The sequence below is a fragment of the Streptosporangium canum genome (genome assembly GCF_900113865.1).
GTDB lineage: Bacteria > Actinomycetota > Actinomycetes > Streptosporangiales > Streptosporangiaceae > Streptosporangium > Streptosporangium canum.
Window position 1 is genome coordinate 140,008 of the sequence record NZ_FOQY01000018.1, and the last position, 15,352, is coordinate 155,359.

Consider the following 15,352-nt stretch of genomic DNA (forward strand, 5'->3'; position numbering starts at 1 on the left):
GGTGGGTGGTCGTGTCAGGCGCGGGCGGCGTACAGGTGGCGTACGTAGCCGATCTCGGCGACGTTCTTGGTCAGCTCGACGCTGACCCAGCCGGCCACGTTCGCCAGCGTCTCGTCCTGCCCCCACAGCCCGGCGGTGCGGTCGGTGGAGTCCAGGTCGGCGTCGGTGAGCTCGCTCAGGCGGGCCCGCCAGTCGTCCCTGAGGCCGCGCAGCCAGTCGGCGGCGGCCGTAGCGCCGCCCGGCCAGGTGATCTCCTCGCGGGGTGGGGCGCCGTCCCCGAAGCAGTGGCCGAGGGTGGTCGTCCACCAGAAGCCGATGTGCCAGGTGAGCCAGCCGATGGTGAGGGTGGGCACGGGGTCGGGTTCGGGCACCTGCCAGTCGGCCGTCCAGCGGCCGTCGTCCTGGCGGTGGACGGTCCAGCAGCCGGCCGCCGGCTCCCACAGGCACTGGGCGTCGTCGAGGTCTTCGAGGTGGTATTCGAACAGCGCCCAGGCGGTGTCGAGCTGCCGGGTCAGAAGATCAACACGAGGTACGGTCATGGGCAGGGAGTCTGGCAGCGTCCCCGCCTGCGCTTCCATCGAATATCCGGTACCGCGTGCCGAGACGGCTCAGCGGGGGGCGGCCCGGTGGCCGCGTCACATCCGGGGGTGCCGACGATCGACGGCGGCGGCATGGAGGCCTTCGGTGAAAAGCCCCGCCTCGTCAGCCGAACTCGCCGCCCTTCACGCCGCCGACGAACGTCTGCCACTTATCGGGGGTGAAGCGCAGCATCGGCCCGTCCGGGTCCTTGCTGTCCCGTACGGCCCAGCCACCATCGGGCAGGCTGGCCACCTCGACACAGTTGTCGTTGTTGGTTCCGCTGAGGGTGCTCCTGTACCAGGCGAGATCCGAGCTGCTCTGATCCACTGTCTTTTGCCCATCCCTTGAGTTGATCCGTGAGTTTCGCCATGTGCCGGGCCGACTCGTCTGATAATTTCAGTCAGTCGAATTTGCCGTCCTTCACGCCATGGACGAATTCCTGCCATTCATCTGGGGTGAAACGCAGCATCGGCCCGCCTGGGTTCTTGCTGTCTCGTACGGCCCTGCCGCCGTCGGGAAGTTCTGCTACCTCTACGCAATTGCCGTTCTGGCTGCTGTAGGTGCTCTTGTGCCAGTTCAGATGAGAGAGTTCATGGTGGCTCATCTTGCAACTCCTTCTCCGTCTGAGCTCTAGGTTAAGCTTCGGCTGCTCGCTTTACCATACCCATGGAGTCGTCTGGCGACAGAGCTGTGGCGCGTAGCCGATCAAAGGCAAGGGTGTATCGGGAAACATCTGCATGCTGTTCGAGATAGAGGTCGCCGGCAAGGGTTTCGACGTACACCACTTGGGCATCGGCTTGCTCTGGGAAGCCGAAGATGACGAAGGGGCCGGTGGTGCCTGGGTGGGAACCCACGCTGAACGGCACGACTTGCAGAGTGGTTTTTCCTTCTTCTGCGGCAGTGACCAGATGATGCAATTGCTTACGCATGATTGTCGGGTTGCCGACGACACGATGAATGGCGGCCTCATCAATGATGGCCCACAGGCGGGGGCGATCTTGCCGAGTAAGAATCTGTTGACGGATAAGGCGAACTTCTACACGTCGCTCGATCTCATCATGTCCCAGTTCTTGTGCCCCGCCTTTGATCAATGCTCTGACATAGTCAGGAGTTTGAAGCAGGCCGGGGATGACTATGGGCTCGAAGTTGTACAGCGACTCGGCTCCGCTTTCAAGTCCGATGTAGACCTCGTACGGACTCGGCAGAACATCGCGGAAAGAATGCCACCAGCAAGGCTGGCGGGCTTCGCGGGCGAGTTGCATGAGGCTGTCGCGCTCAGGGCCAATGACCCCGTAGAGGTCAAGTAGTTCGCGGATGCTACGAGGCTGAGGCAGGGAACGGCCGGTCTCGATGCGAAAGATGGTCGAAGGTGACCATTTCAGGCGGCGGGCGACTTCCTCGCGGGTCAGCCCGGTGGCATCGCGACGGTTGGCCAGTTCCACGGCAAGTCGACGGGCCCGCACGGTTGGGCTCTGGCGACGGACACCGTTGTGGCTCCCGGACATGACGTGGCTCCCCTCGGTTGCGCTCATCCGTAAGCATCGTTGCTTCCTCACAAGCACTATTGCATCTTACTCAGAGTTAGTGCACTATTACGCAAGGTTGCCATCGTCGCGCAGCTCTCGGGGATGGTCAGGAAATGTGATGGGGGCCTGGACGCAGGCGAACGTCCCAGCACAACAGCGTTTAGGCGCGGGCGGGTCGGACTGCGAATGCCGACGCCAGCTAAAACCGGGCACATGTCGGCGTTGCTGCCGCGTGTCGCTATAACTGCCAAGTTTCGGCAGGGCCAACACCCTGCAAAACGGGCGGAGTCCGCCAGGTGCTACCAACACCTGACGGACTCCTTGAACCGGACTACGGAGGTCCGATCCCATGGTCAACTTTACAAGGGCGATCCGGCTCATCCGGATGCGCTTCGATGCCGACCGGCCGCCCACGCCGCTGGGCTGCCGCTGGTGCGGCCACTCGCCGTATGCTCACGACGATCGGTGCCTTCCCCACCAGCCGCGACATGACTACGACCGGCCGACTCAAGCCCAGTTCCGGGCGCGGTTGGCGGAGTGGTGGCGGCTGGGATTCGCGCGGCGGATGTCCTCGGCGGCGCCGGTAGGTCCGCCGGGGAGGATGACGTCATCCGATGCCGTTCCGAGGGAAGCGTCTGGCCAGGGCCTTCACTCCCGGTCCGAGGAGATGATGATCGCCGGATCACCTGGCCGTCACCCGGACGGTTCTCCTCCCGCGAGACATCGCGAGCCGTACCCTCACGAACACCATGCCCGGAGGGCCGCGTGAGCGGGCGGCACCGGAAGGGATCGCCCGCCGTCCAGGTGGCTCGCCGGGAGTGGGATCGCGATCAGCGGTCGCAGGCCGCCCGGCTCGATCAGGCCGAGGCGGGCTGGACGGTGATGTACGGCGTGGGCGGGCGCCGGTTCTACGCCATCGCCACCACACGGGCTCCGGAGCCGCAGGTCGTGGAGGCCCGTACCGCCGAGGAGTTGCACGAGCTGATCCGCGGGACCGGGCCGGCGGTGCCGCCGCCCGCCGTACTTCACCGTCACGGACAAGGAGCCTCGATGATCGCAAGCACCCCGGACGGCCTCCGGACCGTGGGCTGGGAGCTCCCCCGCGACCCGGCGATCACCCATGAGGCCCGCAGGACGGTGCGCGAGACCTTCACCACATGGAGGCTGCCGTCCGATCTCGTCGACGACGCGGTGCTGGTCGTCAGCGAGCTGGTGACGAACGCGGCGGTGTACGGCGGGCCGCCGGTCCGGCTGTCGCTGTGGGCCACGCCCGAGGGGATCTGTGTGCGGGTCACCGACCACGGTCCCGGACGGCCCCACCGGCTCGACCTCGGTCAGGACGCGACCTCCGGCCGAGGACTCGCGATCGTCGAGGCGCTCGCCGACCAGTGGGGCGTCATCCCCGTCCGCGACAAGGTCGGCAAGACGGTGTGGGCCGCGTGGCGGCTCCCCTGCGGGCGATCCGGCGCGCCCCGCACCGCCGATTGCGCGGACCCGCTCCCGCGCTCTCGCCTCCGCGTCTGATCCCGCCCGCCCGCCCGCCGGCCGTTCCCGGAACCGGGTGAGCGCCGCTCGCCCCACGTGTTCCCGCGAGACCACACGCGTCCCGCAAGACCACACGTGTTTCCACAAGGCGCAGGTGCTCCCACGGGTCGCGTGTGGCCGCTCACCCGTAGTGGAAGCCGGGTTTGGGGTGCATCAGGAAGTCGTGGTGGGAGATGTTCCAGGCATAGGCGCCGGCCATCGCGAACTCCACCACGTCCCCTACGGCCAGGCGCACCGGCACCCGGTGGGCCAGGACGTCCTTGGGTGTGCAGAGCTGGCCGACGATCGTGACCGGTTCGCCCGGCGGCAGTACGGCCAGCGGCTGGGAGTGGCCCTTGGTGGCCGGGGTGCGCAGGTGGTGGGTGCCGCCCGCGACCACCGCGAACAGCTCGCCGTGGACCCGCTTGACGTCGATCACCCGGGTCACGTACCGCCCGCAGTAGACGGTCAGCGCCCGTCCCGGCTCGATCCGCAGCACTTCGCCGGGACGGCGCAGCCCCGCCAGGCCCTCGCCGTACGAGCGCCAGTCGAACCGCGCGTCCGGGTCGGCGTACGACACCGCCATGCCGCCGCCGAGGTTGATCTCGGTGACGCCCAGCCCGCGCGCGTACGCCAGCACGGCCGCCGCCAGCTCCAGCAGCGCGGGCGCCTCCAACCCGCTGGCCAGGTGGGCGTGGATCCCGCGCAGCCGTACCGCTTCCTGGTCGGACAGGAGCGTCACGCATTCGGCGATCCCGCCGGGGTCCATACCGAACGGGGTCGCGCCGCCGCCCATGGCCAGCGACGCCCCGGCCACGGGGACGTCGAGGTTGACCCGGAGCAGCACGTCGGCGCGGCGTCCCGACGCCAGCAGGCGGCGCAGCTCGCCGGGGCTCTCCACGTGCAGCCGGGTGACGTCGCCGAAGAGCTCCGCGTCGGTCTTCCCCGGGCCGCCGAGGGCCACGCGGGCGCCGGGGAACAGCCCGCGCACGTGCGCCAGCTCCCCGCCCGAGGAGACCTCGAAGCCGTCCACGTGCCGCGCGAGCACCCGCAGCAGCTCCGGGTCGGGGTTGGCCTTCACCGCGTAGTACAGCTCGATGCCCGGCAGCGCGGCCCGTACGGCCGCCGCGTGCTCGTCGAGGGAGGCCAGGTCGTAGACGTAGGCGGGCAGGTCGTCCGGTGTCAGCCCGGCCGGGAGCGGGCCGTCCGGGACGGGGGCGACCACAGCCGGTCTGTCCGTGATCGAGCTGTCCGTGATCGGGTCGTCCGGGGTCATGCGAGCACCGCCAAAGGGTTGGCCACCGGTACGTATCCGGCCGAGCGGTCGGCCGAGCGCGCCCACCGGACCGAGAGGTTGGCCTTGGCGGGCAGCGGCGCCCCGGCCAGCAGGTCGGACAGCGGCTGCGGCCACCCCACCGAGTCGGCGTAGCCGGCCAGCACCTCCCCGGCCGCCGCCCACAGCTCCCGCGTGGACCCGGGCCCGGCGAGGGAGGCGGCGATCTCGGCGAGGTGGTTGACCATCAGGCAGTAGACCACCCGGTCCCAGCCGCCGGCCGCGTCGTAGGTGAGGGCCTCGGCGACCCGTTCCGGCAGGCCGGACAGGTCGTGGCGGCCGGCGACGAGCTTGGTGCCCTCCATGTCGCGGAAGACGGCCTCCACGGGCAGCCCGGCCTCGTCCACGCCGATCAGGACGTTCTGCAGATGGGGCTCCAGCACCACGCCGTGGCTCAGGTAGGCGTCGAGCACCGGCGGCGCGACCCGTTCCACGTAGGCGCGCCACCAGCGCACGGGCTCGGCCGGAGGGTCGCCCGGAACGGCCGGCGCTCCGCTCGGCAGGGGGGCCACCGGCCAGGAACGGCATGATCCGCGCGGGGACGCCGCCGCCAGGGCTCCGCTCAGCAGGGGGGTCACCCCCGGGCGGCAGACCGACCACGGGCTCGTACGGATGATCACGCCCAGCCCCTCCAGGAGCCGGGTGCCCAGATCGGCGGAGCGGTAGCCGGGTTCGGGGAGCCAGCGGGTGCCCGGAAACCTGGCCGCCAGGTCCTCGAACACCGGTCCCAGGCGCCGGGTCAGCTCGACCGCGCCCGCCAGCTCGTACCAGGAGTTCTTCCTGACGCAGTTGGTGATCCGCACGTCCAGGCTGAACTTCAGGCACCGGTCGATCCGCGGCTCGTAGACCGTGCGGACCGACGAGGTGGGGACCGCCGTCCGGGAGCCCTCCCCCAGGTCGATCAACCGCCCGTCGGCCAGCGGGGCGGCGAGTTCCGCCGCGAGCAGGTCGAGCTGCCACGGATGCGCGGGCAGCGGCGTGTAGCCGTGCGGCACCGGGCCGAGCCCGTCCAGCGCGCCGGTGTCGCCCGCCTCGGCCAGCACGTCGTCGCGGACGCCGAGCAGCCGGAGCGGGAAGCCGGCGTGCGCCTCGGGGGCGTAGCGCAGCCAGTCGGCGCCGCCGCGCGCCTTCGGGCTGGGGTGGAACGGATGCCCGAACACCAGCCCCTGCTCGGAGGCCAGCCACGGATCCGCCGGCGGCGCGGCGTCCCGCCGGACCGAGAGCAGCGTCGCCATGGCGGTGCGGCTCGCCTCCACCTGCGCCGCGAACTCCTCGTTGCTCCCCCCGAGCTCGGCCTCGACGAGCCGGACGAGCAGGTCCACGGAGAGCGGCTGCCAGCAGCCGCGTTCCAGCCACTCGGGCGGCCCCTCGAACCGCAGCGCGAGCCCGCCGTGCGTCCGGACCCGCAGCAGGGTGCCGGCGACGCGCAGCAACACGTACGGCTCGGCGGGCCAGACCTGCCCGCGCGGTCCGGCCACCTCCCTGACACAGCACCGCAGCAGTGCCGCCAGCGACGCCTCCTCGGCGACGGCGGCTGGAGAGGAGTCGAGCGCGAGGCTGGTCATGGCGTCCTTCGCATGATCACGTTCTGCAGGGCCTGAGGTGGCTGGCGCAGGTAGTTGGGACCGCTGGTGCCGTAGAACTTGTTCACGTCGCGCGCCCCGGTCCGCGCCTTGTCCACCAGGGTCCCGGCGGTGATCATCGATTTGCCGACGAGTCGGGCGGCGTCCAGGGTCCTGGCCCGCAGCAGCCTGGCCATCGGGTCGTCCCCGTACTCGGCCAGCGCCTCCCGGAGCGCGTCGCGGACCAGCCGGGAGGCCTGCGGCGACGGCAGCGCGCCGAACGTCACCGCCGCCGCCGCCAGGTGCAGGGTGATGGTCACGAACACGTCGGCGAGCGCGTGCGGGTCGTCGGTCAGCATCCGCGCGTCGGTGAAGCCCGGCACCGCGAGTCCGGCCGCGCGCAACCGGTCCGGCGAGGTCAGCAGCCCGTCGTTGTCCTTGACCAGCAGCCTGGCGGGACCGTCCCCCAGCACCAGCGAGAGGTTCTGCTGGTGGGCCTCCAGCGCCGTGCCGTACCGGACGAACAGGCGCACATGGAAACCGGACAGCAGCCGCAGGTAGTCGGTGAGCAGCCGCGTCACGTCCCCGCCGTACCACCGTCCGGCGATCTCCTCCACGACCAGCCCGCCGCCCGGCAGGGGGGCGGGCAGCGCGGCCACCGTGACGATCTCACCCGGCGGGAGGCGGCGGACGAGCCAGCCCAGGTACTCGTGGCCCGCGTGGCCGTAGGTCTGCTCGTCGGCGAGGAGCACCCCCGGGTCGGGCATCTCGCGCAGCAGCCGTTCGGCCCGCGCTCCGTCGGCCAGCGTGTCCGGTCTGATCGACCTGCGGTTGCGCAGCCCGAGCGTGCTGGTGGCCAGTGGCAGCTTCAGGTGCGTGGCCGGGTCGATCACGACCGTGCGCATCGACAGCGTGGGCCTGACCTCCAGGTACGGCTCGGACCCCATGATCGCCCAGGGGATCCGCTCGACCTCCGGGACCGTCAGCGGATGCACCGGGAACAGCACGTGCGTCCCGGCGAGCTCCCGGGGCAGCCCGGCCGCCGGGAAGTCCGGCGCGAACGGCATCGCCGCCCCGGCCGCCCGCTCCCGGGGCACGGCCGCCCAGCGCAGTGCGAAGACGGGCGCGAACTCCGGCGCGTAGGCCGTCAGCTCCTCGTCCGACAGGCCCGCCCGGCAGCGTGCCGTCGGGTAGACCGGATGGTCGACGGAGGCCGCCAGCGTCTCGTAGCGCACCGCGCCGAGCCGCCCGCGGGTCCGGCCGGCGGAGGGGGCGTCGTGCCCGGGCAGGAGGGAGCCGTGGTCCGGACGGGTGTCGGTACGGGAGCCATGGTCCGGACGGGCGATGAGGGAGTCGCCGCCCAGCCGGGCGAGCACCTCGTCGCGGCGGGCGTCGTGGAGGCCGAGGGCGCGCAGCGCCTCATGGCACTCGCGGGTGAAGGCCTCGACCCCGGCGGCGTCGGCCGGGTCGGAGATCTGCCTGAGGGCGCTCAGGACCTCCTCCAGGCGGAGCGCCTCCTCCGGGGCCACCACGAAGTCCTGGAACAGCGAACCCGGCGTCAGCCGTACCCTGCGCCCTCCGGGCAGCAGCAGCGCGACGCCGTCCTTGCTCCGCGTCACCCGCCCGGCCAGGCCGCCGTAGTCCTCGCGCAGCAGCGCGTTCAGGACACGGGCCGACAGGTACGGCTCCCGCCCTCCCGGGGCGCGTCCGCCGATCATGCGATCACCCATGGGCTCTCGGCGGTGAAGGCCGCCAGGGCCGCGTCCACGTGGGCCCGGTCGGGGCCGATCGCGCGGACGATGCCCAGGTAGTCGCGGTTGGTGTGGGTCAGCTCGATCCGGTCGCCGACGGCGCGCAGCGGCCGGTGCCAGAGCCGGACCGGGCCGTCCGCCCCCGGCACGACCGCGCCGGGGGCGCCCACCACGGTCCCGGCCCGGTCCGCCACCAGGCTGAGCACGGTCCCGTGCGGCCCGGAGCCGCCCGGCGCCCGTCCGGGCCCGTTCCCGCCGGCGTGGCGCGGGCCGGGCAGCTCCGATCCCAGGTGGACGCCGAGGATGCGCTCGAACAGCGGGACCTCCAGCAGGCTGCCGACCAGGAAGTCGCAGTTGTCGCCGATCACCCGGTAGTTGACCTCGATGATCCGTGGTCCGGCGGACGTCATCACGTATTCGGTGTGGCAGGCCCCGAACCCCACCCCCAGCGCCTCCAGCGCCCGCAGCACATGGTCGCGCGCGGGAGGGGGCTCCCAGTCGAGCCGTTCCTCCACGAAGTGCGGCAGCGGCCCGAGCGTGGTCCGGAAGCCGCCGAGCACCTGGACGCTCCGCCCGTCGCCGAGCGTCTCCATCGTGTGCAGGGAACCGTCGAGATACTCCTCCACGACCAGCGTCTCGCCCGGCCGCCGGTCCCGGATCGCCCGTACGGCCGCCGCGAGCTCGCCGGCGTCTCCCACCAGCACGACGTCCTCGCTGGCCACGCCCTCGCGCGGCTTGACGACCGCGGGGAACGGCGGGTCCGGCGGCACCGGGTCGCCCGGCGCCAGCCGTACCGAACGGACGGTCTCGACGCCGGCCGCCGCCAGCCGGCGCCGGGTGAGGGCCTTGTTCTTGGTGGCGACGCAGGCGCGCCAGTCCTTGCCGGGCAGGCCGAAGTAGGCGGCGGCGAGGGCGGTCTCCGCCTGGATGTGGTCGGAGTTGGAGAAAACCGCGTCCGGCGTGTGATGGTGCGCGATGATGTCGATCACCGCTCGCGCGTCGCGTACGTCGCAGCGGAGCACCTCGGTCCCCGTGTCCAGATGGTGCTCCGGCCGGTCGGTCAGGATTGTGACGTCGCAGCCCAGGGCGCGTGCCGCCGGGAGGAACCCGTCCGTGACCGAGTCGGTCGGTTTGAGCGCGGTGAGGTACAGCCGCAATGCAGGGACCCCCGATATCAGGTAAGCCTAACCTAACCGGCTGTATCTTAGCCGGGTAGAGATCATCGCGCTGGCGTGATCGCGGATTCGGCGGCATCTCGTCGGCGGAGCCCCTCGTCCCCGGCCGCCCGCCGTCCCGGTCGAGGGATCCGGCGAGATCGTCCCGGGCCGCCCGCCGTCCCGGTCGAGGGATCCGGCGAGATGAGGGGACCCGGAGACCGGCCCTGTCCTGCGGCGTAAGATGTCCAGTCGGTCTGGGAGGCGGGACGACGTGGAGATCACCACACAAGAGGGACTACTGGGACCACTGCTGCTCGCGCGCAGCGCCATCGACCGCTCGGCGGCGCTCCGCGGCGACGCCGAGTGGCTCAAGCGGGCATGGGCGGACGGCGCGAGCCGGGTCGTGGTCGTCGACGACGGGCAGGCGCTGGTCCGGCGTGACGGGGACGAGGCCGCGCTGGTGCTGCTGCCCACGGCCGACGCGCCCGAAGGGGAGCGCTACCTGCTCGGCGTCGACGTCGACGGCATCGTCTACTTCGCCGTGTCGGCCTCGTTGGAGGGCGTCACCGGCGGAGACTCCTTCAACCGGATCGTCGCCCCGCTCGCCCCCTCGGCGTTGCGGGAGGGGCAGACTGTCGCCGCCGGGCTCCGCCAGGTGGGGTCGCTGCTGGGAGACCTGGACGCCGGCCTTCTGGTCTACGCGGTCGCGCTGGAGGCGTGGCATTCCACCCACGAGTTCTGCCCGCGGTGCGGCAGCCACACCGAGGTGCGGGCCGGCGGGCACGTGCGCGTCTGCCCCAAGGACGGCAGCCAGCACTTCCCCCGCGTCGACCCGGCGGTGATCATGCTGGTCCACGACGACGAGGACCGGTGCCTGCTCGCCCGGGGGCCGCAGTGGCCCGAGGGGCGGCTGTCGGTGCTCGCCGGTTTCGTCGAGCCGGGCGAGTCACTGGAGCACGCCGTGGCCCGCGAGGTGGTCGAGGAGGTCGGCGTGCACGTCGTCGACCCCCACTACCTGGGCAGCCAGCCGTGGCCGTTCCCGCGCAGCCTGATGCTCGGCTTCTTCGCGCGCGCCACGTCGACGGAGCTCGTCCTCGATCTCGAGGAGATCACCGAGGCGCGCTGGTTCAGCCGCGCCGAGCTGCTGGCCGCCCTGGAGAGCGGCGAGGTGCGCCTGCCGTCCGAGGTCTCGATCGCTCGCAGGCTGATCGAGACCTGGTACGGCGGGCCGCTGACCGGCGACTGGTGATCAGACGCTCAGCCGGGCCTTGACCTCTCTCACCGAGGGGTTGGTCACGGCCGTGCCGTCCTCGAACAGCACGGTCGGCACTGTCTGGTTACCGTTGTTGACGCTCATGACGAACTGCGCGGCGTCGGGGTTCCGCTCGATGTCGATCTCCCGGTAGGAGATGCCCTCCCGGGTGAGCTGGGACTTCAGCCGCTTGCAGGGGCCGCACCAGGTTGTGGTGTAAACAGTCAGCGCCATTTTGTGGAAATCCCCTCATGTGATGTTCGGCGCTCATTGGCAACAAAGTGAGAGCCGTTCATCTTCCCGCCGGTCAGCTGCCGGTCAGCTGCCGGGCTTTCCGCCGGTCAGCTGCCGGTCGGACGCCGGGCTTCTCGTCGGTCAGTGCAGTTTGGCGGAGATCCAGGCGTGCACCGTCTCGGCCACGCCGGGCAGCCGGTAGAGCGGCGAGCTGTGCTCGATGCCCGGCTCGGTCAGCACCGTCATGCTCACGCCGAAGCGGGCCAGGCGGTCGCGGAGCCGGATGCTGTGCTCCGCCGGCACGAACTCGTCCTGCGAGTGCACGCTCAGGACGGGCACGTCACCGCTGCTCGCGTGCAACGGCACTTCCATGCTGTTCCAGATCCTGGGGCACTTGTCCGGCTCGCAGCCCCCGGCCAGGCGGATGGCCGACTCGCGCAGCTTGCGCTGGTTGGCATCGATGGTGTCGGCGCCCTCGTTGTAGGCCGTGAGCGGTGAGATCACCGGGGAGATGCCGACCACGCCGCGCAGGCCGGGCAGCCCGCCGTTCTTGTAGGTGCCGGCGGCGGTGGCCAGGTGGCCTCCGGCGGAGAAGCCGACGACCACGTAGTTGGCCGAGTCGAAGCCCCACAGGAGGGCGTGCCTGCGCGCGGTCGCGATGGCGTCGAGCGTGTCGGTGCGCTGGGCGGGCCAGGCGGCGTCGGTGGAGAGGCGATAGTTGATGTTGAAGACCGTGTAGCCCTGCTCGACGTAGCTCCGGCTGATCGCGGTCATGTACTTCTTGTCCCCGGAGGACCACCAGCCGCCGTGGATCAGGAAGACGCCCGGATGCCCGACGCCGTCGCCGTGGTGCCAGACGTCCATCCGCTGACGGGCGTGCGTGCCGTAGGAGACGGTGTCGACGGAGACGTCCTGGAGCAGCGGGTCGGTGGCCGATGTCGAGGTCGGCGACGGCGACGGCGTCGGGACGGGGGTCGGGGTGGGCGTCGGGTCGCCCTTCCCGGCGGACGCGGTCCTGGCCGTGGCCGCGCGCCCCGCGGCGGCCACGGGTTTCACCGTCGCCGCGGCGGTCCGGGTCTTCGTGACGGAGGCGGCCTTCGCGGTCGCCTCGGCACCCGGCGGCGAGGGCGCCGAGGCCGCGTACGCCGTCGGAGACGCGTGCACCGCGGTGGATCCGATCACCAGCGCCGCCAAGGCGAGCGCACTCACGGTTACCGCAGTTCGCACGGGTATCTTCCTTCCCCCAGGGCACAGTTCGGTCCCCATTGTGGGGGAAACGAGCTTGTTTGTGCATCTCGGCGAACGACATAGGTTGACGGCGGCATGTTGCCAGAATGGGCGATGCTTGGCCACTGACTGGGAGGATGTTTTCATCCGGCCCGTTAATCGCGCGTGAAGGAGTCTCCGTGGAGCCCGACGACGTTCTGGCGGGGCTGGATCCCGAGCAGCGTGAGGTGGCACAGGCCGTCCGAGGCCCGGTCTGCGTGCTCGCGGGAGCGGGCACCGGCAAGACACGGGCGATCACCCACCGCATCGCGCACGCCGTACGCAGCGGAGTGGTCGACGCCCAGAGCGTGCTGGCCGTGACATTCACCACACGCGCGGCGGGCGAGCTCAGGCAGCGCCTGCGGCAGCTCGGCACCCCGGGGGTGCAGGCACGGACCTTCCACGCCGCCGCGCTGCGCCAGCTCACCTACTTCTGGCCGCGCGTCATCGGCGGCGACCCGCCCAGGGTGATCGAGTCGAAGCTCCCGCTGCTGATCGACGCCTGCCGTTCCATCCGGAAGAACCCCGACCGCTCCGAGTTGCGGGACATCGCCTCCGAGATCGAGTGGGCCAAGGTCACCCAGGTCGGCCCGGAGGACTACGCCGAGGCCGCCAGGAAAGCCGGCCGGACCCCGCCGGTCCCGGCCGAAGAGGTCTTCCGGCTCTACGACGCCTACGAGACGCTCCGCCGCGACCGGCACCTGGTCGACTTCGAGACCATCCTCGAACTCACCGCCGCCGTGATGACCGAGCACCGCGAGGTGGCCGCCCAGATCCGCCAGCAGTACCGCTACTTCGTCGTGGACGAGTACCAGGACGTCAACCCCCTGCAGAAGCTGCTGCTCGACACCTGGCTCGGCGGGCGCGACGACCTGTGCGTGGTCGGTGACCCCAACCAGACCATCTACTCCTTCACCGGCGCCACCCCCCGCTACCTGACCGGCTTCTCGGTCGAGCATCCCGCCGCCGCCGTGATCAAGCTCGTCCGCGACTACCGGTCCACCCCCCAGGTGGTCTCCCTGGCCAACCGGGTGCTCGACAAGGCCAGGACCCCGCACAAGCTCGCCCTGATCGCCCAGCGCCCCGACGGCCCCGAGCCCGTCTTCGCCGAGTACGACGACGAGCCCGCCGAGGCCGAGGGGGTGGCGCGCGCGGTGAAGAAGCTCGCCGACGGCGGCGTGCCGACCCGCGAGATCGCCGTGCTGTTCCGGGTCAACGCCCAGTCCGAGGTCTACGAGCAGGCCTTCGCCAAGGCGGGCGTCCCCTACCTGCTGCGCGGCGCCGACCGCTTCTTCGAGCGCCCCGAGGTCCGCCAGGCCGTCGTGCTGCTGCGCGGCGCCGCCCGCTCCGCGGCGGACGACGACGAGCTGGCCCCGACCGTCCACCACATCCTCGCCGGCATCGGCCTGACCCCCGAGGCACCCGGCGGCGGCAAGGCCCGGGAGAAGTGGGAGTCGCTGAAGGCCCTGGCCGACCTCGCCGAGGACCTCGCCGCCGAGGGCGGGGACCTGCCCGCCTTCGTGGCCGAGCTGGAGCGCCGGGCCAGCGAGCAGCACGCGCCGCCGGTCGAGGGCGTGACGCTGGCCTCGCTGCACGCCGCCAAGGGCCTGGAGTGGGACGCGGTCTTCCTGGTCGGCGTCACGGACGGCATGCTGCCGATCATCTACGCCGAGACGCCCGACCAGATCGAGGAGGAGCGTCGCCTCCTGTACGTCGGCATCACCCGGGCCCGTGCCCATCTGGCGCTGTCGTGGGCGCTGGCGCGTTCACCGGGCGGACGCCGCTCCAGGAGACCCTCCCGTTTCCTCGACGGCCTCACGGGCCGCCCGGCCGAGCGGAGCCGTGCCTCCTCGCCCGCCCCCAAGGACCGCCGGGCCGTCGCCGCGCCGGTGAGCTGCCGTATCTGCGCCAAGACCCTCGTCGCCGCCGCCGAGCAGAAGCTCGGCAGGTGCGCCGGCTGCCCGGCCGACTACGATGAGGCCCTGCTGGAGCGTCTGAAGGCCTGGCGTACCGGCGTCGCCAAGGAGACCAAGGTCCCGACCTACGTGATCTTCACGGACGTCACCCTGCAGGCGATCGCGGAGCGGGCGCCGACCTCCGAACAGGACCTGCTGGCGATCACCGGAATCGGACGCGTCAAACTGGACCGGTACGGCGAGGCGGTGTTCGCCCTCTGCCGCGCTGCCCAAGATCAGACGGAGGACGCGTGAACGAGGCGCTCAAGGAGCTGCTGGACCTGCTCGACCTGGAGCAGATCGAGCTTGACATCTTCCGGGGCCGTAGCCCCGAGGAGCGCATCCAGCGGGTGTTCGGCGGCCAGGTGGCCGCCCAGGCGCTGGTGGCGGCCGGCCGCACGGTGCCGCCGGAGCGCTACGTCCACTCGCTGCACGCCTATTTCATCCGGCCCGGCGACCCGGCGATCCCGATCGTCTACAACGTCGAGCGGATCCGCGACGGCCGCTCCTTCACCACCCGCCGGATCTCGGCCATCCAGCACGGCAAGGTGATATTCACCATGTCGGCCTCCTTCCACATCATGGAGACCGGTGTCGAGCACCAGGCCGCCGTCATGCCGGACGTGATCGCGCCGGAGAGCCTGCCCCTGTTCCAGGATCGGATGCTGGAGGTCGTGGGGGAGGACTCACCGTGGCGGGAGTGGCTGGCCAGGCCGCGCCCGGTGGACGCCAGGTATGTGACCCCCCTGACGTGGGAGGCCCACCGCGACCCGGAGCTGCGCGGCTCGGAGACGAACGTGTGGTTCCGCTACGACGCCGAGCTGCCCGACGACCCGCTGCTGCACGTGGTGCTCGCCGCCTACGCCTCGGACTTCACCCTGGTGGACACCGTGCTGCTCACCCACGGCCTGGCCTGGGGCGCCTCCAACGTCGCCGGGGCCTCGCTCGACCACGCGATGTGGTTCCACCGCCCCTTCCGGGTGGACGACTGGATGCTGTACGCCCAGGAATCGCCGTGGTCGGGGGCGGCCCGCGGGCTGGCGAGAGGCGAGATGTTCACCCGCTCCGGCGAACTGGCGGTGTCGGTGGTGCAGGAGGCCATGATCCGCGTGAGTTAGTGTAAAACTGCAGGTAGAAAATATGTTGCTCGTCCCTGGGGCCCGGGTTTAGGGTCATGGTCAAGCAAGTCGGACGGTCCTGTCCGACGATCCGC

The 15,352-nt window shown here is 71.1% G+C and carries 14 protein-coding genes; 4 read left to right on the forward strand and 10 right to left on the reverse strand.

Annotated elements, in window-relative coordinates; all coding sequences use genetic code 11:
- Positions 1 to 14 precede the first annotated feature (14 nt).
- The 4 genes from BM085_RS25155 to BM085_RS25170 form a co-directional block, all read right to left on the reverse strand.
- A complete protein-coding gene (locus BM085_RS25155; RefSeq protein ID WP_093889380.1) occupies positions 15 to 539 on the reverse strand; it encodes a DinB family protein in 525 nt (174 codons plus the stop codon).
- A 163-nt stretch (positions 540 to 702) separates the two neighbouring features.
- Positions 703 to 906 (reverse strand): DUF397 domain-containing protein, encoded by a 204-nt coding sequence (locus tag BM085_RS25160; protein WP_093889381.1) that lies wholly within the window; start codon positions 904 to 906, stop codon positions 703 to 705.
- 73 nt (positions 907 to 979) lie between these two features.
- Positions 980 to 1,183, reverse strand: a complete 204-nt coding sequence (locus BM085_RS25165; RefSeq protein ID WP_093889382.1) for a DUF397 domain-containing protein — start codon at positions 1,181 to 1,183, stop codon at positions 980 to 982.
- 31 nt (positions 1,184 to 1,214) lie between these two features.
- Positions 1,215 to 2,021 (reverse strand): helix-turn-helix domain-containing protein, encoded by an 807-nt coding sequence (locus BM085_RS25170; protein WP_245789664.1) that lies wholly within the window; start codon positions 2,019 to 2,021, stop codon positions 1,215 to 1,217.
- An 849-nt stretch (positions 2,022 to 2,870) separates the two neighbouring features.
- Here BM085_RS25170 and BM085_RS25175 point away from each other — a divergent pair.
- Positions 2,871 to 3,629, forward strand: coding sequence for an ATP-binding protein (locus tag BM085_RS25175; RefSeq protein ID WP_093889383.1), 759 nt, complete (start codon positions 2,871 to 2,873; stop codon positions 3,627 to 3,629).
- 142 nt (positions 3,630 to 3,771) lie between these two features.
- On the opposite strand, the gene BM085_RS25180 is transcribed toward BM085_RS25175, so the two are convergent.
- The 4 genes from BM085_RS25180 to BM085_RS25195 are packed head-to-tail and all read right to left on the reverse strand — an operon-like array spanning position 3,772 to position 9,432.
- Positions 3,772 to 4,905, reverse strand: a complete 1,134-nt coding sequence (locus BM085_RS25180; RefSeq protein WP_093889384.1) for an alanine racemase — start codon at positions 4,903 to 4,905, stop codon at positions 3,772 to 3,774.
- On the reverse strand, positions 4,902 to 6,527 hold the full coding sequence (locus tag BM085_RS25185) for an IucA/IucC family protein (protein WP_093889385.1): 1,626 nt from the start codon (positions 6,525 to 6,527) through the stop codon (positions 4,902 to 4,904). The genes BM085_RS25180 and BM085_RS25185 overlap by 4 nt, the downstream gene beginning before the upstream one ends.
- Positions 6,524 to 8,242: an IucA/IucC family protein gene (locus BM085_RS25190; RefSeq protein WP_093889386.1), complete on the reverse strand. Its 1,719-nt coding sequence runs from the start codon at positions 8,240 to 8,242 to the stop codon at positions 6,524 to 6,526. Before BM085_RS25190 ends, BM085_RS25185 begins: the two co-directional genes overlap by 4 nt.
- Positions 8,239 to 9,432 carry an ATP-grasp domain-containing protein gene (locus BM085_RS25195; RefSeq protein ID WP_093889387.1) on the reverse strand — a complete coding sequence of 398 codons (1,194 nt, stop codon included), beginning with the start codon at positions 9,430 to 9,432 and terminating at the stop codon, positions 8,239 to 8,241. Before BM085_RS25195 ends, BM085_RS25190 begins: the two co-directional genes overlap by 4 nt.
- Before the next feature lie 271 nt (positions 9,433 to 9,703).
- On the opposite strand from BM085_RS25195, the gene nudC reads away from it, so the two are divergent.
- Complete coding sequence (nudC, locus tag BM085_RS25200; RefSeq protein ID WP_093889388.1) at positions 9,704 to 10,681, forward strand: NAD(+) diphosphatase; 978 nt, start codon at positions 9,704 to 9,706, stop codon at positions 10,679 to 10,681.
- On the opposite strand, the gene BM085_RS25205 is transcribed toward nudC, so the two are convergent.
- Together BM085_RS25205 and BM085_RS25210 are read right to left on the reverse strand one after the other, a co-directional pair.
- The gene (locus BM085_RS25205; RefSeq protein ID WP_093889389.1) at positions 10,682 to 10,918 is read right to left on the reverse strand and encodes a mycoredoxin; all 237 of its coding nucleotides are present in this window, start codon (positions 10,916 to 10,918) and stop codon (positions 10,682 to 10,684) included.
- Positions 10,919 to 11,059: 141 nt separating this feature from the next.
- Positions 11,060 to 12,145: an alpha/beta hydrolase gene (locus BM085_RS25210; protein ID WP_093889390.1), complete on the reverse strand. Its 1,086-nt coding sequence runs from the start codon at positions 12,143 to 12,145 to the stop codon at positions 11,060 to 11,062.
- A 179-nt stretch (positions 12,146 to 12,324) separates the two neighbouring features.
- Here BM085_RS25210 and BM085_RS25215 point away from each other — a divergent pair, with 179 nt between their 5' ends.
- Positions 12,325 to 14,394 (forward strand): ATP-dependent DNA helicase UvrD2, encoded by a 2,070-nt coding sequence (locus tag BM085_RS25215; protein WP_093889391.1) that lies wholly within the window; start codon positions 12,325 to 12,327, stop codon positions 14,392 to 14,394.
- The gene (locus BM085_RS25220; RefSeq protein ID WP_031171313.1) at positions 14,391 to 15,257 is read left to right on the forward strand and encodes an acyl-CoA thioesterase; all 867 of its coding nucleotides are present in this window, start codon (positions 14,391 to 14,393) and stop codon (positions 15,255 to 15,257) included. Before BM085_RS25215 ends, BM085_RS25220 begins: the two co-directional genes overlap by 4 nt.
- Positions 15,258 to 15,352: the final 95 nt, after the last annotated feature.